Source organism: Streptosporangium sp. CA-135522 (genome assembly GCF_050949235.1).
Lineage (GTDB): Bacteria > Actinomycetota > Actinomycetes > Streptosporangiales > Streptosporangiaceae > Streptosporangium.
In genome coordinates this window covers 9,168,034-9,184,683 of sequence record NZ_CP192026.1, presented here as the reverse complement: position 1 = coordinate 9,184,683, position 16,650 = coordinate 9,168,034, and the positions used below count along the sequence as shown (strand labels likewise).

The 16,650-nt window shown below is 71.1% G+C and carries 16 protein-coding genes; 3 read left to right on the top strand and 13 right to left on the bottom strand.

The features are described 5' to 3' along the window. Nucleotides 1-253: 253 nt before the first annotated feature. The 9 genes from helR to ACQPYK_RS43095 form a co-directional block, all read right to left on the bottom strand. A complete protein-coding gene (gene helR / locus ACQPYK_RS43135; RefSeq protein WP_433245271.1) occupies nt 254-2,404 on the bottom strand; it encodes an RNA polymerase recycling motor ATPase HelR in 2,151 nt (716 codons plus the stop codon). Beyond that, the gene (locus ACQPYK_RS43130; RefSeq protein WP_433245268.1) at nt 2,401-2,682 is read right to left on the bottom strand and encodes a glycosyltransferase; all 282 of its coding nucleotides are present in this window, start codon (nt 2,680-2,682) and stop codon (nt 2,401-2,403) included. The genes helR and ACQPYK_RS43130 overlap by 4 nt, the downstream gene beginning before the upstream one ends. 36 nt (nt 2,683-2,718) lie before the next feature. Beyond that, nucleotides 2,719-3,108 (bottom strand): PPOX class F420-dependent oxidoreductase, encoded by a 390-nt coding sequence (locus ACQPYK_RS43125; RefSeq protein WP_433245265.1) that lies wholly within the window; start codon nt 3,106-3,108, stop codon nt 2,719-2,721. A gap of 215 nt (nt 3,109-3,323) precedes the next feature. Further along, nucleotides 3,324-3,524: a hypothetical protein gene (locus ACQPYK_RS43120; protein ID WP_433245262.1), complete on the bottom strand. Its 201-nt coding sequence runs from the start codon at nt 3,522-3,524 to the stop codon at nt 3,324-3,326. Between the two features lie 15 nt (nt 3,525-3,539). After that, nucleotides 3,540-3,914, bottom strand: a complete 375-nt coding sequence (locus ACQPYK_RS43115; protein WP_433245259.1) for a cupin domain-containing protein — start codon at nt 3,912-3,914, stop codon at nt 3,540-3,542. 68 nt (nt 3,915-3,982) lie between these two features. Next, nucleotides 3,983-4,357, bottom strand: a complete 375-nt coding sequence (locus ACQPYK_RS43110) for a VOC family protein (protein ID WP_433245256.1) — start codon at nt 4,355-4,357, stop codon at nt 3,983-3,985. Nucleotides 4,358-4,429: 72 nt separating this feature from the next. Continuing rightward, nucleotides 4,430-5,017 (bottom strand): dihydrofolate reductase family protein, encoded by a 588-nt coding sequence (locus tag ACQPYK_RS43105; RefSeq protein WP_433245253.1) that lies wholly within the window; start codon nt 5,015-5,017, stop codon nt 4,430-4,432. 25 nt (nt 5,018-5,042) lie between these two features. Further along, nucleotides 5,043-6,020, bottom strand: a complete 978-nt coding sequence (locus ACQPYK_RS43100) for a GNAT family N-acetyltransferase (RefSeq protein WP_433245250.1) — start codon at nt 6,018-6,020, stop codon at nt 5,043-5,045. Nucleotides 6,021-6,130: 110 nt separating this feature from the next. After that, complete coding sequence (locus tag ACQPYK_RS43095; protein ID WP_433245247.1) at nt 6,131-8,827, bottom strand: ATP-binding protein; 2,697 nt, start codon at nt 8,825-8,827, stop codon at nt 6,131-6,133. Nucleotides 8,828-9,380: 553 nt separating this feature from the next. Between ACQPYK_RS43095 and ACQPYK_RS43090 the strand changes: the two genes are divergently transcribed. Beyond that, a complete protein-coding gene (locus ACQPYK_RS43090; protein ID WP_433245244.1) occupies nt 9,381-9,857 on the top strand; it encodes a GNAT family N-acetyltransferase in 477 nt (158 codons plus the stop codon). Here the strand turns inward: ACQPYK_RS43090 and xseA are convergent. Together xseA and ACQPYK_RS43080 are read right to left on the bottom strand one after the other, a co-directional pair. Further along, nucleotides 9,835-11,043: an exodeoxyribonuclease VII large subunit gene (gene xseA, locus ACQPYK_RS43085; protein WP_433245241.1), complete on the bottom strand. Its 1,209-nt coding sequence runs from the start codon at nt 11,041-11,043 to the stop codon at nt 9,835-9,837. The genes ACQPYK_RS43090 and xseA overlap by 23 nt on opposite strands. Nucleotides 11,044-11,070: 27 nt before the next feature. Continuing rightward, the gene (locus tag ACQPYK_RS43080) at nt 11,071-12,207 is read right to left on the bottom strand and encodes a hypothetical protein (protein ID WP_433245238.1); all 1,137 of its coding nucleotides are present in this window, start codon (nt 12,205-12,207) and stop codon (nt 11,071-11,073) included. Between the two features lie 109 nt (nt 12,208-12,316). On the opposite strand from ACQPYK_RS43080, the gene ACQPYK_RS43075 reads away from it, so the two are divergent. Next, a complete protein-coding gene (locus tag ACQPYK_RS43075; protein WP_433245235.1) occupies nt 12,317-13,285 on the top strand; it encodes a 4-hydroxy-3-methylbut-2-enyl diphosphate reductase in 969 nt (322 codons plus the stop codon). A gap of 71 nt (nt 13,286-13,356) precedes the next feature. Here ACQPYK_RS43075 and ACQPYK_RS43070 read toward each other — a convergent pair whose 3' ends face one another. Next, complete coding sequence (locus tag ACQPYK_RS43070) at nt 13,357-13,881, bottom strand: DUF6542 domain-containing protein (RefSeq protein WP_433245233.1); 525 nt, start codon at nt 13,879-13,881, stop codon at nt 13,357-13,359. Nucleotides 13,882-14,014: 133 nt separating this feature from the next. Then, nucleotides 14,015-15,319, bottom strand: coding sequence for a DNA recombination protein RmuC (locus ACQPYK_RS43065; RefSeq protein ID WP_433259090.1), 1,305 nt, complete (start codon nt 15,317-15,319; stop codon nt 14,015-14,017). 196 nt (nt 15,320-15,515) lie between these two features. On the opposite strand from ACQPYK_RS43065, the gene ychF reads away from it, so the two are divergent. Next, nucleotides 15,516-16,604 (top strand): redox-regulated ATPase YchF, encoded by a 1,089-nt coding sequence (gene ychF, locus ACQPYK_RS43060; protein ID WP_433245230.1) that lies wholly within the window; start codon nt 15,516-15,518, stop codon nt 16,602-16,604. Nucleotides 16,605-16,650 lie beyond the last annotated feature (46 nt).

The following is a 16,650-nucleotide window of genomic DNA, read 5'->3' as shown; positions in this document are numbered from 1 at the left end:
CGGCCCCAAGGCCTACCTGCTGAAGAAGGCCGCCGAGACCGACCGGGCCGCCACGTGTCTGGCCGACGGGCCCGCCACCCTCCTGCCCGATCGGGCCGTACCACTCCTCGGCGAGCTCGCCCGGAGCCTGCGCGAGGCGGCCGCCCTGTACGACCTGGACCCGACCCTCCGCGACGATCCGGCCGGCCGCGAGCAATCGCTCGAAACGATCGCCGAGCTGGGCGGACAGGCGGTGGTGTTCGTCCGGCCGCCGTCAGGAGCTGGTGAGGATCACGAGCCGCTGGGTCGCTCGGGTCATCGCGACGTAGCGGTCGACCGCTCCTTCGATGCCCTCGCCGAACGCCTCGGGATCGATCAGGACGACCAGGTCGAACTCGAGCCCCTTGGCCAGCTCCGGGGTCAGTGACCGCACGCGAGACCTCGCCCGGAACGTGGGATCGCCGATGACGCAGGCGATCCCGTCGGCATGCGCGGCGAGCCAGGTGTCGAGGATCGAGTCCAGATCCGAAACGGGTCCGTGGACGACGGGGACGTCGCTGCGGCGGATGGAGGTCGGCACGTTGGCGTCCGGGAGTACGGCCCGGATGACCGGCTCGGCCTCTGCCATGATCTCTTCCGGCGTCCGGTAGTTGACGCTCAGGCCGGCCAGGGTGATCCGCTCCAGCCCGACCCGCTCCAGCCGTTGCTGCCAGGACTCGGTGAAGCCGTGCCGGGCCTGGGCGCGGTCGCCGACGATGGTGAAGCTCCGCGACGGGCAGCGCAGCAGCAGCATCTGCCACTGCGCGTCGGTCAACTCCTGCGCCTCGTCCACGACGATGTGCGCGAACGGGCCGGCGAGCAGGTCCGGGTCGGTGCCGGGCAGCGTGCTCTCATCGACCAGGGCATCTTGCAGGTCCTGTCCGCGTAGCATCGTCACCAGACCTTCGCCGTCGTCATCGGCTTGGAGCAGGTTGTCGACGACCTGCGCCATCCGCTCGCGTTGGGCGGCGACGGAGGCGTCATGGCGGCGCTTGCGCCGTGCCGCCTGCGGGTCGCCGAGCCGTTGGCGTGCCGCGTCCAGCAGCGGCAGGTCCGACACCGTCCAGGCCTGGGCGTTTTCGCGCCGCAGAGCCCGAACCTCCTCGGGGCTGAGCCAGGGAGCGCACATCCGCAGGTAGGCGGGCACCGACCACAGATCTGCCACGAGGTCGGCCGCGTCGATCAGTGGCCACGCCTTGTTGAAGGTGGTGAGCAGTTCCCGGTCCTGCAGCAGCGCCCTGCGCAGCAGGTCGGCCGAGACCTCCTCGTCGTCGTGCTTGTCGATCAGGATCGTCAGCAGCTCTTGCCAGATCTGCTCGCGCGCATCGTTGTGCGCGGTGCCGGGGTCGGGTGCGTGGAAGGCCTCGGCCCAGTCCTCGGCGCTCAGCCAGATGTCGGACCAGGGGGTGGCGATCGTCATCCCGGTGGTGGGTGGGTTCTCGTAGAACCTGACGGCCGGCTCGATCGCCTCCACCAGCTTCGCCGATGCCTTCAAGGCGGCCACCTGCGGGTCGGTCTCGATCGTCGCTGTGGCGCCTTCGGCGACGAGGTCGCGCAGGGTGCAGGTCTGCACGCCCTCCTCGCCGAGGCTGGGCAGCACGTCGGCGACATAGGCCAGGTAGGGCTGGTGCGGGCCGACGAACAGCACGCCGCCCCGGTGGTGGTCCAGGCGCGGGTCGGAGTAGAGCAGGTAGGCGGAGCGGTGCAGGGCGACGACGGTCTTGCCGGTGCCCGGGCCGCCGTCGACGACCAGAGCGCCGCGAGATCCCGCGCGGATGATGGCGTCCTGGTCGGCCTGGATGGTGGCGAGCACGTCGCGCATCCGGGCTGAGCGGCTGCCGCCCAGGCTGGCGATGAAGGCGGACTGGTCGTCGAGCGCGGCGTGTCCTTCGAATCCGTCGGCGGTGAACACCTCGTCCCAGTAGTCGCTGATGCGGCCGCGGGTCCAGCGGTATCTGCGGCGGCTGGCCAGCCCCATGGGGTTGGCGTGGGTGGCGCCGAAGAACGGTTCGGCCGCCGGGGAGCGCCAGTCGAGCAGCAGCCGGCGGCCCGCGCTGTCGGTGAGGCCGAGTCGTCCGATGTAGAGGGGTTCGGGGTGGTCTGTGCTGATGATGTGTCCCAGGCACAGGTCCAGGCCGAAGCGGCGCAGGGCGCGCAGCCGCGTGGTCAGCCGGTGGATTTCCAGGTCTCGGTCCATCGCTTGGCGGCCGATGCCGCCGGGCGCCTTGCGGGCGGTATCGAGGCGGTCGGACAGTTCGGTGATCGATTGTTCGAGGCTGTCGGCGATGGCCGTGAAGTGTTGCTCGTCGCCGGCGATCAGTGTCGGGTCGGCTTTGGGGGAGAGGTGGTCGGGGAGGTCGAACGCGCTGGTGGTCAGGGGGTTCATGGCATCGGCTCCGATCTGAGGTCGCTTGCGACCGTTGCGCGGGTCTCGGGGGTCAGGGCCGTCTTGAGCGCGGCCGGCAGGGACTCGAAGGTCGGGGTCGGACCGTCGTGGGCCGCGCCGATGCCCAGCTCGGCCACCCGGCCGGCCCAGTACGGCTGGTCCGCCGCCTGGGGTATCACCACCTGCGGCGCGCCGGCCCGGGTGGCCGTCGTCAGACGACTGCGCGGCGGCCCTGCGCAGGCCCGCTCCACCGCGTGTGCTCCGTCGCCGTCCCTCACTCGCTCAGGCTTGCGCAGCCCCGTCCTAGCGAGATTTCACACCGTACGGCTCGCTCGCGGCCCGTCCAGTCCCCACGAGACGATCTTGGCAGGGGTGATCCTGATGATCTCTCGGGAGAAGGACGGCAGGGGCGGCTCGTGGTCCGTCAGCGCCACCGCCGTGCCCCGGATCTCGATGCCCCGGGGCGCCCACGGATCGACCGTCGCCAGGTCGTCCACGACGAACGCGACCGTGCTGCCCTGCTGGACGTTCCTGAACTTCTTCGACGCGCCCAGCGCGTGCCCGCCGATGACGATCGTGCCAGTGCTGGCATCGACGAAGAAGTTGGTCGGGTTGTTCTGCACCTGCCCGTCAGGCGAGACGGTGGCCAGCCGCCCGATGGGCTGCGTGGCCAGGTAGTCGAGTTCTGCTTGGGTGAAGACCATGCGCGTCAGCATGAAATCCCGTTCCCGCGCGACCCGTACGTCGACAACAACACCCGCATTTCGTACTTCCATTTCCGTAGGTTCCGGCCTCGATGGGCGATTCTGCAGCATGGCCCGGGTCTTGTGGCAAGTCCCCCGGTGCGCTATACGTTGGGAGTGGAAAGGAGCGGGCACGCCCCTTTCCCTTCATCGTCCGCCGGGGGCGGACAACCTCCTCACGAAGCGGCGGCGCGCCGTGTGCGCCGGTACCGTCCGCGATAATGCCGTGACTTGATCGCGACGGCAGACGATCGTCGACCGTCAGGGTCCTTCTCGGTGCCCGCGTCCATCCGGTGTTCGACTCCGGTCACATCCCACACCATGATCGACATCTCCACCATGCCCGACCACTGCGTGCCGAAGGCCGCTTGCTCCACCGGACTGGGATCCGGTCAGGCGATCCACGGGGGGATGACCTTGCCGGTGCCGCCCGGGGTGCTGGCCTGGGCGCCGGCGGGTGCCGTGACGATGGCGGTGAAGCCGTGCGGGCCCGCGGTCACCTGGCGGGTCGCGTCCGCGGGCAGGATCACGGTGTCGCCCTCGGCCAGGGGGAGTTTCTCGCCGTCCAGCTCGATCGTCGCCTCGCCGGCCAGGAAGGTCCAGATCTGCTCGGCGTCGATGAGGTGGACGGGGCCCTGAATGTCGGGCTGCATCTCGACGCGCCACAGCGCCAGGCCGGCGCCGCCTTGGGAGGGGGAGGCCAGGGTGGTCATGACGCCGGAGGGGGTCTCGGTGCGGCGGGTGTCGGCAAGACGGATGAGTGTCATGGCAAAGCAATTCTTAAAGTGGTCAATTGTCTTCGGTTGAACGGGTCGAATGGTTTGCGGGCTCCCGATCAGGCCCACTCGACGAGCTGGACCACGACCCCGTTGGGGTCGGTGAGCTGGAACAGCCGCTCGCCCCACGGCTCGGTGCGCAGCGGCATGGTGATGTCGGCGCCCTCGGCGCGCAGGCGCGCCTCCTCGGCGGCGATGTCGTCGACGGTGAACGCCACGATGAGCCCGCTCGCCCGCTGATGGCGCTGCTCCTCGGGCAGGACCTCGGTGCCGCGGCTGAGCAGGACGAGGTCGGCGGCGGAATCTTCCCTTGACAGGGAGACGAATCCGTCGGCGGCCATCGTCTGGCTGTAGCCCAGGTGGGTGGTGAAGAACGTGCTGGAGGCGGTCACGTCGTCGACGGTGAGTGACACGGTGGTGTTGGTGATCTTCATGGATTCGCTCCCGTGGAGGTTCGTCGGCAGGGCGGTGGCGCGCGTTGCGGACGTCGCCGGGCCCGGCTGCTGCTAGCGGGTGTAGGTGAGGATGAGCGCGCCGCTGCCCAGCACCGTGTGGTCGGCCAGCTGCCAGATGCGCGGGTCGAAGCCGACGTCGCGGCCGAACAGCGGGATGCCGATGCCGGTGGTCAGCGGTGCGAACTTGACGATGAGCTGGTCGATCTCCGAGTACAGGGCGGCGGCCAGCATGCCTCCGCCGATCAGCCAGATGTCCTTGCCGTCTTGTTGCTTCAGCTCACGCACGGTGGCGACGGGGTCGCCCGAAACTATCTGGACGGCCGGGTCCGGGCTCTCGGGCAGGGTGCGGGAGAACACCAGGTGGCGTAGATGCGGGTAGGCGTCGGTGACGCCGGCCTTGAGCCCGATCTCATAGGAGTGCCGCCCTTCCAGGACGGTGTCGAAGCGGGTGCCGGGGGCGGTGACGCCCAGGGCCTGTCGGGCCGGGCCGGGCAACGTCTCTGGGTATTCGGCGATGAGGTGCTGCAGGTAGTCGCCGGGGATCGGCCAGAAACCGCCGGGACCGGTGGGGTCGGCGCCGTCGGGGCCGGCGATGTAGCCGTCGAGGGTGGCGGCGATGTAGTAGGTCAGCTTGCGCATGCGGGGTGCTCTCCTTGAGAAACGGTCAGGTGGTGGGCAGGTCGAGCTGGTATTCGTGGGTGCGGCGGTGGGAGCGGAAGCCCAGCCGCCGGTTGACGGCGAGCATGTGGGTGTTGTCCTGGGCGTTGTCGGTCTCGATCTCGACGATGCCGGGGTGCTCGGCACGCAACCTGCGCACCATCGCGGCCTTGACCCACAGCCCGAGCCCGTGGCCGCGGTGAGCGGGCACGACGGCGGTGTCGTACTGCAGGGCCCGGCGGGTCTCCCCAGCCCGGATGACGATCTCGGTGTACCCGGCCATCTCCCCCTTCCCGAGTGCGGCGATCGTGAGCAGCGTGTCGCCACGGTCGGCCAGCACCTTGGCCATGGCGCGGACCCGGTCGGCGGTCCAGGTCTGGCTGCCGTAGTCCATGTCGCCGGTGGGCATGTCGTTCATCGCGTTCTTCGCCGCGGCGAAGGCGTCGGCCAGGTCGCCGGGCACCGTGCCGGTCCAGCCGGCCAGCTCGTAGCCGGGATGCTCGATGTCGGCCGCGGCGTCGTCGGCCCGCGCGATGTCGAGCAGGAGGTGGTCCAACGTCAGCACCCGCCGGAAGCCGCGCGCGGCGCAGAAGGCGTCACCCGGCCCGCCGTCGTCGGCGGCGGCGAGCAGACTGCGGCGCTGCTCCACCTCCGCCGCGAACACGGCCGTGGCCAGCAGTTGCGAGCCGACCTCCGAGCGCCGCCGGTCCGGGCGGACGTGCAGCTCCAGCTCGGCCAGGTGATCCTGGCCCGGTGAGGTGAACAGCCGCAGCCCGGCCACGCCGACCACCGCGCCGCCGGTCTCGGTGGCCAGCCAGAACAGCCGGCGGCTGTCCAGCCCGGCAGCGGTGAGCTGTGCGTGCACCTGCTTGGGCGTGGGCCCGGGCTCGTCGGGCAGATCACTGGCGAGCGAGGCCACGACAACCGTGTGCCAGGCGGCGGACTGCTCGGCCGACATCCAGGACACGGGGGCGATGTGGATCATGCGGGCTCCTCGATTGGGATGACCATGACGTTAGGACGTCCCAAGGAACGGTGAATCGGCCCGCATGACTTAATCCGGCGACTGATACCGGGCCCGGTATCAGTCGCGCCCTACCGGTCGGCGGCCACGATCGCGGCCAGCTCCTGGCGCGAGCCCACCCCCAGCTTGGGATAGGACCGGTACAGATGGTGACCGACGGTGCGCGGGCTGAGGAACAGCTGGGCGGCGATGTCCCTGTTCGACAGCCCCTGCGCCGCCAGCCGGACGATCTGCAGCTCCTGCGGGGTGAGCAGGGCCAGCACCCCGGGACCGCGGCGTGAGGTGATCGCGGCGCCGGTGGCCTCCAGTTCGGCGTGCGCGCGGTCGGCCCAGGGGATCGCGTTGAGCCGGTCGAAGGTCTCCAACGCGGCGGTCAGCTGCGTCCTGGCCTCGGACTTGCGGCGGGTGCGGCGTAGCCACTCGCCGTACAGCAGCCGGGTGCGGGCGTGCTCGAAGGAGCGGCTGTCCTTCTCGTGCAGGGCCAGGGCCAGGGCGAAGGCGTCCTCTCCGGGGTCCAGCAGCGCGCGGCAGCGGTGCAACAGCGCCTCGATCGGCGGTTCCGGCACCCGCTGGGCCAGCTCGGCCAGCCTGGACAGCGCCTGCTCGGCCAGGTCAAGCTCGCCGAGCCGTACCGCGGCTTCGATCAGATCGGGCAGGCTGCGCTCGGCGGGCAGCTGGTGGCGCGCGGGCCCGCCGTACAGGATCGCCAGGTGGTCCAGGGCGCCCTGTGCCCGGCCGTACCCGAGCTCGAGCAGGCCGAGTGCCCACCTGGCCCGGTGTAGTCCCGCCGGCTGGGCGCCGCCGCCGGGATCGGACATGGCCCTGTCGGCCAGGTCGCGGCAACGGTCTTCGTCGCCCTCGATGGCCGTCAGGTAGGCCATGACGCCGTGGGCGTGGCTGACCCAGTGGCCCTGCCCGGTGTCCTCGGCGATGTCGAGCGCCTCGGTCGCAGTGGTCATCGCGTCGCGGTAGCGGCCCAGGAAGGTCTGGGAGATGGCCGCGTAGTAGAGCGCGGAGGGGAGCACGCCGACCTTGCCCTCGGCGCGCGCCCTGGCCGCGATGCCCGCCGCCAGCCGCTCGGCCTGGGTGTCCAGGCCGCCCATCAGGCCGATACCGCAGATCATCAACACGTCTCTGGCATCGTGCGCGCGCAGGGCCGCGGCATGCTCGAAGACCTTCGGCAGGTACGGCAGGCGCTCGGTCGAGCGGCCCAGGGCCAGGGCCGTCAGCCAGCGCTGCAACTGCAGTACCGACCAGGCGGGGTCGCCGGCGGGCAGGCTGATGGCCTGCAACTGCGCCTCGGTCACGGTCGCGAGCTCGTACCGGCCTGCGAACCAGGTGGTGTGCAGGGCGTCCATCATCATCTCGACCGCCCGGCCGGGGTCGGTCTCGGCGAGCCGGGCGGCCTCCTCTAGTTGCCAGGTGTGGGCCTGGTGCAGGAAGCCCTGCCCGGCCGCCGCGGTGGCGCGGACCCGGACCAGGTCGCGGCGGGCGGTGGGATCGGTGACGCGCTCGGCCAGCGCCTGGGCCCGGGCGAGCGATCCGGCCTCCAGGGCGGTCTCGGCGGCCAGGGTGAGCAGGCGGGTGCGCACCTGGGGCTCGGCGGCCAGCTGCGCGGCCCGCTCGTAGGCGGCGGCGGCCGCCGCGTACCCCTTGCGGACGGCCGCGAGCGAGGCGGTGCGTTCCAGTTCGGCCGCGACGGCGGCGTCGGGACCGGTGGCGGCCGATGCCAGGTGCCAGGCCCGCCGGTCGGCCTGCTCGGCGTCGGTCAGCGCGTCGGCCAGGGCCCGGTGGACGCGCAGCCGCTGGTCCAGCGGGGCGCCCTGGTAGGCGGCGGCCCGCACCAGCGGGTGCCGGAAGGTCACCTGCCGGCCGTCCACACGAAGCAGCCCGGCCTTCTCGGTGGCAGGAAGGTCCTCGACCCCCGCGCCCAGCGGCCCCGCTGCGCGCAGGAGCACGGCCAGGTCACCGGTGTCGTCCGCGGCGGCGACCAGCAGCAGCGTCCTGCTCGTTGACGGTAGGCGTTCGGCCTGGGTGTGGAAGGCCAGCTGCAGCCGGTTGGTCAGCGGCAGCGCCGGGCCCTGCGCGGGGACGGCGAGCGCCGCGGGCAGCTCGATCAGCGCCAGCGGGTTGCCGCCCGCCCCGGCCAGGATGCGCCGCCGTACCTCCGGCGTCAGTTCCCGGTCGCGCTCGTCGACGAGGGCCGCCGCGGCCTCGGCGGACAGCCCTTCCAGCCGCAGCTCGGCCAGCCCGGGCGTGGGAAACGGGGCCTCGCCGTCGCGGACCGCGAAGATCATGACGACCCCCTCGGACCCCAGCCGCCTGGCGGCGAACAGCAGCGCCTCGGCCGAAGGCCGGTCCAGCCACTGGGCATCGTCGATCAGGCACAGCACCGGCGCGTCCTCGGTCAGCTCCGACAGGAGCGTCAACACGGCCAGCCCCACGAGCATGCGATCCGCCGGCACGCCCAGCGCCAGCCCGAACGCGCCCTCCAGCGCCTGCCGCTGCGGGTCCGGCAGGGTGTGCAGGTGACTCGACAGCGCCGGACGCAACAGCAGATGCAGCCCGCCGAACGGCAGCTCAGCCTCCGATTCGATGCCCACTCCGCGAAGCACCTGCATGTCGTCCTGTATCGCGAAGGACTCCAGCAACGCCGTCTTGCCGATGCCGGGTTCACCGCGAACCACCAGCACCCCACTGCCGCCGTCGCGAGCGTCCGTCAGCAGCCCCCTGATGACCGCCCGCTCGGCGTCCCTCCCGTACAACATGGCGGTCACGCTATCGGAGGCCGGTCATATGCATACAATCGCCGCAATCAGTTGCATTCCGGCCTTCCTCGCCGTGAGCGCCATGCAGGGATCGCGGCAGTCAGGCCCGGTCGTGATGACCGAAGGCGCCCCCCGAGCCGGGACCTTACGACTCGTGGTGAGCACAGCGGGTGACCCCGGGGTCGCCGGGGTGCCCACCGGGCCCGGGCCTGGGACACTGCATCATTGACATCCTCCCCACGGCTGAGCCGGGGGATTTCCACCCTCGCGGGTGGGATCTTCCTGTTTCACCGCAGGTAGCCCCCGGGACGGACCCAAGCCGAGGTCTTACACCCGCTCCGCAGGCGTTTCACCTGTCCGCCAGCCCGGCGGCCAGGACCCGGACAGGCCGACTTGGTCATCGCCTGCCCGTCCGAATGCACGGACCATACCAAGAGAAGGGCGACGGCATGCGGAAACCACGAGGTCACGACACCCCTCGGGCCTTGACGGCCCTTCCGCGCTCCCCATTCCTCCCCAGGGCCGAAGCCCGGGGTCTCCTGGGGAGTTCCTGATGAGTGTCCGTACCGCGACCGCCGACGACATCCCCGAACTGGTCCGCCTGCGCGAGATCCTGGCCGACCGGATGGCCCAGGATGGCAGCTACCCGATCGAAAGCGACTGGCGGCAGGCTTACGCCGACAGTCTCAAGGAGCGGCTGGGCAGCGACGACACGGCCGTCTACGTGGTGGACGCCCCCGAAGGAGGGCTCGCCGCCTGCGGGATGGGTCTCATCTTCGAGCGCTTCCCCGGCCCTTCCCTCGCCAACGGCCGCTGCGGCTACATCCAGGGGATGACCACCGACCCCGGCCACCGGCGCCGGGGTCACAGCCGGGCCATCATGGCCAGGCTCATGGAGTGGTACCGCGACATGGAGGTCCGCAGGGTGGACCTGCACGCCACCTCGGACGGCGAGCCGCTCTACCGGGAGTTCGGCTTCGTCGACGACGGCCGGCTTTACCCGGCGCTCACGTGGCTGGATCCCTCCTGACCGTCACCCGGTCGTCGGGGAAGCGGATCGTCAGCTCGTCGCCGGGGGCGACGTCGGCCGCCCGCCGTACGACGTCGCCCGAGGGGCGCTGCACGATCGCGTAGCCGCGTTCCAGGGTGGCGGCGGGGGACAGGGAGACCAGCCGGGCCCGCAGATGCCCCAGGGAGTCCTGGGCACGGTCCAGGGAGGCCGTGAGCGAGCGCCTGGCCCGATCCCTGAGCTGCTCGGCCTGCTCGGCCCTGCGCTCGATCTCGCGGACCGGATCGGCCAGGGAGGGCCGGGAACGGACCGCGGCCAGCCAGGCCGTCTCGCGGTCCAGCCAGCCGCCGGCCACCCGGCGGCCCCGGTCGCGGAGCTGGCGGATGAGCGTGAGCTGCTCGCCGACGTCCGGCACGACCTTCTTGGCCGCGTCCGTGGGCGTGGACGCCCGCACGTCGGCGACCATGTCCAGCAACGGGTTGTCCTGCTCGTGGCCGATCGCGCTGACCACCGGGGTCCGGCAGGCGGCCACCGTCCGGACCAGGGCCTCGTCGGAGAAGGGCAGCAGGTCCTCCATCGACCCGCCGCCCCGCGCGATCACGATGACGTCGATCTCGCCGTCCGCGTCGAACTTGCGCAGGGCCTCGGTGACTTCGGTGACCGCGTACGGTCCCTGCACGGCCACCGGCTCGACCTTGAAGCGTACGGCGGGCCAGCGGCGCCGCGAGTTCTCCAGCACGTCGCGCTCGGCGGCCGAGTCACGGCCGCAGATGAGCCCGATCGTGCCGGGCAGGAACGGCAGCCGCCGCTTGCGGTCGACTCCGAAGAGCCCCTCGGCGGCGAGCACCTGACGCAGCCGCTCCAGCCGGGCCAGAAGCTCGCCCACGCCGACCGGTCGCATCTCCAACGCGGTGAACGCGAAAGAGCCCTTGTTCACCCAGAAGTCCGGCTTCAGGTGCATGACGACCCGGGCGCCGTCCACCGGCCGGGGGACGGTCGCCTCGTAGACGCCTCGCGGGCAGGTGACCCGGGCGGAAACGTTGGCCACGGGGTCGCGCAACGTCAGGAACACCGTGCCGCCGCGCGCGGTCAGCTCGGTGATCTGCCCCTCCACCCAGATGGTGCCGAGCTTGCCGATCCAGCCGCCGACCATCTGCAACACCGTGCGAACCGGGAGCGGCTGTTCCGGGGTGGTCTTCGAGGTCATGGTCGGGAGCCTACGCGCCGGCAGCGGTCATTCCGCGGCTTCGAGCTTGGTCAGACGGTTCTCGTACATCCGCACGACCTCGGCGCGGGCCGTGGTGGCCTGCTCGTAGGCGAGCAGCTCCCGGATCTGCTCGGCCGTCTTGCCGCGCATCCGAGCGCGCAGGGACGCGATCGTCAGCTGGCCGTGGCCGGGCATGGGCTCGGCGGGCACGGTGGCCGCCTCGGTGACGTGCGCGGCGACGTGCGCGGTGGCGGGGGCGGCCGTCTCGGGCCCGGCCGGTCTGGTCTCGGTGACCTCGACCAGCGCGGCGTCGGCCGTCTCGGGCTTGACGACCTCGACCTCGGTGACCTCGACCTTCACGGCCGCGGGAACCTCGATCGCGGCCTCGACGGCCTCGACGGCCTCGGCCTTCGGGGTCTTCTTGGCCTTCGGAGCCTTGACCTTGGCGGTCTTCGCCTTCGCGGGCTCGACTTCGGCGGCCGTGGTCTCGGCGGCCTCGGGCTCGGTCTCGGGCTGTGCGGCCTCGGCCGTGGTCTCGGTGGCGTCGGCGACCTCGGGCTCTGCGGCCTTGACCTCGGGCTCGGCGATCTTGACCTCGGGCTCGGGGACCTTGATCTCGGAGGGCTCGGCCTTGGTTTCGGTGGCCTCGGGCTCGGCGACCTTGACCTCGGCGGGCTCGGTCACCGGCGTGGCGGTCGCGGCGGCCTCGGGTGCGGCGGTCCCCGACACAGGGGCCTCGGGTTCGGCCGCCTTGGGCCTGGCGGGGGCGAAGATGACCGGCTCGGGGCGGGGCTTGGCGCCGTTGGCCTCGGTCTTGGTCTCCTTGGCGGAGCTCTCCGGGCGCGGGGCGAAGATGACCGGCTCGCGACGGGCCGGCTTCTCCTCGGTCTTCTCGCCGCTCTCGGACTTGCCGCCCTTCGCGGCCTCGACCGGCTCACCGGCGGTCGTCTGGCCCTGCTCGTCCGAGGTGTCGTCCTGGCCGGCGATGCGCTTGATCGTGGACCGCACGCGGTCGCCGATCAGCAGAGCCTGACCCACCCCGCTCAGCGCGGACTGCAGCACGTAGAGCGGCAGATCCTTGGCCTTCTCCTTGAACCCCTCGCGGCTGGAGAGTGCCTCGCGGACATTTCTGGTGACATTGCGAAAGATGTCGGGGACTGCCATGTCGTCTCCCTGGGAGGTCTGTATTGGGCATATTGTCCGGCAAGACTGTGCCGTATGAGGTCATAGGACGCGCGGGCGGCCCAGCGGGCACTCCACGTAGCATAAGAACATGACTTCACAGACCCCCGCGACCCGACGCGTCCTTGTGGCTAAGCCCCGTGGCTACTGCGCGGGAGTCGACCGAGCGGTCCAGGCGGTGGAGAAGGCCCTGGAGCAGTACGGCGCACCGATCTACGTCCGCAAGCAGATCGTCCACAACACCCACGTGGTCAAGACGCTCGAGGAGCGCGGAGCGATCTTCGTCGAGGAGACCGAGCAGGTGCCCGAGGGCGCCATCGTGGTCTTCTCCGCCCACGGAGTCTCCCCGGCCGTCCACCGGGAGGCCGCCCAGCGCAGCCTCAGGACGATCGACGCCACCTGCCCTCTGGTGACCAAGGTCCACAACGAGGCCAGGCGCTTCGCCTCCCAGGACTACGACATCCTGCTCATCGGCCACGAGGGGCACGAAGAGGTCGAGGGCACCGCGGGCGAGGCGCCCGACCACATCCAGCTCGTCGACGGCCTCGACTCGGTCGGCGCCGTCCAGGTGAAGGACCCCGACCGGCTGGTGTGGCTGTCACAGACCACGCTGTCGGTGGACGAGACGACCGAGACGGTCGCCCGGCTCAAGGAGCGCTTCCCCAACCTCATCGACCCGCCGAGTGACGACATCTGCTATGCCACGCAGAACCGCCAGGTCGCGGTGAAGGAGATCGCCGCCGAGGCCGAGCTCGTCATCGTCGTCGGCTCGGAGAACTCCTCCAACTCCAAGCGGCTGGTCGAGGTCGCCCTCGACCACGGGGCCGACGCCTCCTACCTGGTCGACGACGCGTCGTTGATCAAGGACGAGTGGCTCGACGGCGTCACCACGGTCGGCCTGACCAGCGGGGCCTCGGTCCCGGAGGAGCTCGTCGCCGGAGTTCTGGCCCGCCTTGCCGCGCACGGCTTCGAGGACGTCCAGGAAGTCGAGTCCGTCGAGGAGAGCGTCCGCTTCGCCCTTCCGCACGAGCTCCGCAAGGACCTGCGCGCCACCGTCTGACCCGATCCGTCACCGTACGGCGGCGCCGCACGCCGCCGTACGGGCGCCCTCGGACCCGCCGTCCCCGCCGGCTACTGGCCTTCGCGTGGCGTGCCGTACACCTTGGGCTCGAAGTAACCCTCGGGCTCGGGGGCGTAGCCGGCGCTGCCGCCGGCCCGCGGGCGGGGGACGGCGGGACCGGCCGCCCGCAGCTCCTCACGCAGGTCGCGCACACACTGGGCCAGGCCGCGGCGCCAGGCGATGACCAGAACCAGCAGCGAGCCGCCGAACAGCCACGGGGCGCCGGCCGACAGTTTGGTGAGCATGCCCAGGCTGAAGGCCTGGATCGGCGAGCTCGCGCCCAGCGACCGGACCGCCTCGACGATCAGCGTGGCCAGGAAGAAGACCAGCGGCGGGGACACCACCAGCGAGAGCAGATCGCGCCGGTTCACCAGCGACACCGCGGCCACGCAGCCGGCCACGAACGCCAGGCCGGTCAGCGGCGACAACCCGAGCAACGCCTGCAGGACGCTGCCCACCAGCGTGGCCGCCAGCACGAACGCCACCGCGCCCCGGGCGGTCAGCCGGATGCCGCCGCCGCGTTTCTGCTCACTCACGTGATCACCCCGCCAAGCGGCTGCCTGTCGCCTCGCTCGTCCACCAGTCGTCCCCCTCGACCTCGGCCCCTCGTCGCCGACCCTCTCCGCTCCACCTCCAGTGTCCGGCCGATGGCGTCTTCGGAGAACGGTTTCAGGGCAGGTCGTTCGCTAACTTACCGTTCAGCCGGGAGATGAGGGAGGAGCTTGACTCCTCTTCCTCCAGCAGTTCGGGGGAGGTCAGCGCGCGCGGCAGATCCTCGACCGTTTCGGGCTTGTCCAGTTCGGTCTCGACCAGGCCCAGATCGTTGAGCTTGCGCGCGCTCACCAGCACCCGGGTCTCCAGGGAGCCGACCGTCCGGTTGTAGGACTCCACCGCCCTGCTCAGCGACCGGCCCATCGTCTCCATGTTCCGTCCCATGGTGCCCAGCCGTTCGTAGAGCTCCTTGCCCAGCTCGAAGACCGCTCGCGCGTTCTCGCTGAGCGCGGCCTGCTGCCAGGCGTACTGCGCGGTGCGGAGCATGGTGATCAACGTCGTGGGCGTGGCGATGTGGACCCGCCGCCGCATGGCGTACTCCAGCAGGGCCGGGTCGCGCTCCAGCGCCGGTGCCAGGAAAGCCTCACCCGGGATGAACAGCACCATGAACTCCGGCGCCGGGCTGAACGCCTGCCAGTAGGCCTTGGCGGCGAGCCGGTCCACGTGCTCGCGCACGTGCCGGGCGTGGGAGTCGAGCCGGGCCGACTGGAGGTCGGGGTCGGTGGACTCGGCGGCCTCCAGGTAGGCGGCCAGGGACACCTTGGAGTCGACGACGATGTTCTTGCCGCCGGCCAGCCGTACGATCATGTCGGGGCGGAGCGCGCCGTCGACGGTGGTGACGCTCGCCTGCTCGTCGAAGTCGCAGTAGCGCTGCATACCGGCGATCTCGGCGACCCTGCGGAGCTGGAGCTCCCCCCACCGCCCCCTGGCCTCGGGGCGCTGCAGGGCGCGCACCAGCGCGGTCGTCTGGGCGCGGAGCTGGTCGTTGCTCTCGCGGACCACGTCGATGTGCTTGGCCAGCTCGGCATGGGCGGCCCGCTGACCCGCCTGGGTGTCGCGCAGTTGCGTCTCGACGCGGGCCAGGGTGTCCTTCAACGGCTCGATCAGATGCTCGACGGCCTGCTTGCGCTGCTCCAGCTCTCCGGCGGCCTCGGCGCGGCCCGCGGCCATCCGGGTCTCGGCCAGCTCCAGGAAACGCAGGTTGTTGACGTCGAGCGCGCGGGCCGACAGGGTCTGGAACCGGTCGGCGAGCTGGCCCTCGATGTAGGAGACCTTCTCCTCGGCGGCCTTCGCCCGGGCCTCCGCCTCCGCCAGGCGCCGTACGGCGTCGGCCGCCCCCGAGGAGGCACGCGCGCGGCCCAGCAGGAATCCGATCGCGAGTCCCGCGGCGAGTCCCACGGCGAGCTGGAAGGCGAGTGCCATGACATCCACCTCGGAATGATGCCAGGCCCGGTGGCTTCCGGCTTCCCGACACGCCTCCCGGACCGGCCCCGCGTCCTCCCCGCGCCGGCGCCGGGCTCTCCCCGCTGACGTGGCGGACGGGACCGGGTGCGTGTGCACCACCTGTGACCTGCCCATGGCGGGTAGCACTGGGTGATTCCCCGTAAACTCGGCTGACGTGAGCCTGAGCATCGGCATCGTCGGATTGCCCAACGTCGGCAAGTCAACGCTTTTCAACGCGCTGACGAAGACCGCCAACGCCCTGGCGGCGAACTATCCGTTCGCCACCATCGAGCCCAACGTGGGCATCGTCGGCGTTCCCGACCCGCGTCTGGAGAAGCTGGCCGAGATCTTCGGTTCCGCGAAGATCCTGCCCGCGAAGGTCGAGTTCGTCGACATCGCCGGACTGGTCCGCGGCGCCTCGGAGGGGCAGGGGCGAGGCAACCAGTTCCTCGCCAACATCCGTGAGACCGACGCCATCTGCCAGGTCATCCGGGTCTTCAACGACCCGGACGTGACCCACGTGGACGGTGGCGTCGCCCCCGAGCGCGACATCGAGACGATCAACACCGAGCTGATCCTCGCCGACCTGCAGACGCTGGAGAAGGCGATCCCCCGTCTCCAGAAGGAGGCCAGGACCAACAAGGACCGCAAGTCCACGCTGGAGGCGGCCGAGGCGGCGGTCAAGCTCCTCGACGGCGGCACCACCCTGTACGCCGGGGCCAAGGGCGCCGGGATCGACGTCGCCGACCTGCGCGAGCTGCACCTGCTGACCGCCAAGCCGTTCCTCTACGCGTTCAACCTCGACGCCGACGAGCTGACGGACGAGGACCTGCGGGCCAAGCTGGCGGCGATCGTCGCGCCGGCCGAGGCCGTCTTCCTGGACGCCAAGATCGAGTCCGAGCTCGTCGAGCTCCCCGACGACGAGGCGCTTGAGCTCCTGCAGTCCGTCGGCCAGGAGGAGTCCGGGCTGTCCCAGCTCGCCCGCGTCGGGTTCGAGACCCTCGGCCTGCAGACCTACCTGACCGCGGGGCCCAAGGAGACCCGGGCCTGGACGATCCGCAAGGGCGCCACCGCCCCCGAGGCGGCCGGTGTCATCCACACCGACTTCCAGCGCGGCTTCATCAAGGCCGAGATCGTCTCCTTCGACGAGCTGGTGGAGGCGGGTTCCATCGCCTCCGCCCGCCAGGTCGGCAAGGCCCGCATCGAGGGCAAGGACTACGTGATGCGCGACGGCGACGTGGTGGAGTTCCGCTTCAACGTCTGAGCGGACTGTGTATTCGCGCCGCCTGGGCGTAGCGGTCCAGATCGGG

Bases quoted from the DNA above. Each gene is read 5' to 3' on its own strand.
- ACQPYK_RS43080 (WP_433245238.1), bottom strand. From the start codon at position 12,207: ATGGCAGTCCCCGACATCTTTCGCAATGTCACCAGAAATGTCCGCGAG.
- ACQPYK_RS43105 (WP_433245253.1), bottom strand. From the start codon at position 5,017: ATGCGCAAGCTGACCTACTACATCGCCGCCACCCTCGACGGCTACATC.
- ACQPYK_RS43095 (WP_433245247.1), bottom strand. From the start codon at position 8,827: ATGTTGTACGGGAGGGACGCCGAGCGGGCGGTCATCAGGGGGCTGCTG.
- ACQPYK_RS43090 (WP_433245244.1), top strand. From the start codon at position 9,381: ATGAGTGTCCGTACCGCGACCGCCGACGACATCCCCGAACTGGTCCGC.
- ACQPYK_RS43110 (WP_433245256.1), bottom strand. From the start codon at position 4,357: ATGAAGATCACCAACACCACCGTGTCACTCACCGTCGACGACGTGACC.
- ACQPYK_RS43100 (WP_433245250.1), bottom strand. From the start codon at position 6,020: ATGATCCACATCGCCCCCGTGTCCTGGATGTCGGCCGAGCAGTCCGCC.
- xseA (WP_433245241.1), bottom strand. From the start codon at position 11,043: ATGACCTCGAAGACCACCCCGGAACAGCCGCTCCCGGTTCGCACGGTG.
- helR (WP_433245271.1), bottom strand. From the start codon at position 2,404: ATGAACCCCCTGACCACCAGCGCGTTCGACCTCCCCGACCACCTCTCC.
- ACQPYK_RS43065 (WP_433259090.1), bottom strand. From the start codon at position 15,319: ATGGCACTCGCCTTCCAGCTCGCCGTGGGACTCGCCGCGGGACTCGCG.
- ACQPYK_RS43115 (WP_433245259.1), bottom strand. From the start codon at position 3,914: ATGACACTCATCCGTCTTGCCGACACCCGCCGCACCGAGACCCCCTCC.
- ACQPYK_RS43125 (WP_433245265.1), bottom strand. From the start codon at position 3,108: ATGGTCTTCACCCAAGCAGAACTCGACTACCTGGCCACGCAGCCCATC.
- ACQPYK_RS43075 (WP_433245235.1), top strand. From the start codon at position 12,317: ATGACTTCACAGACCCCCGCGACCCGACGCGTCCTTGTGGCTAAGCCC.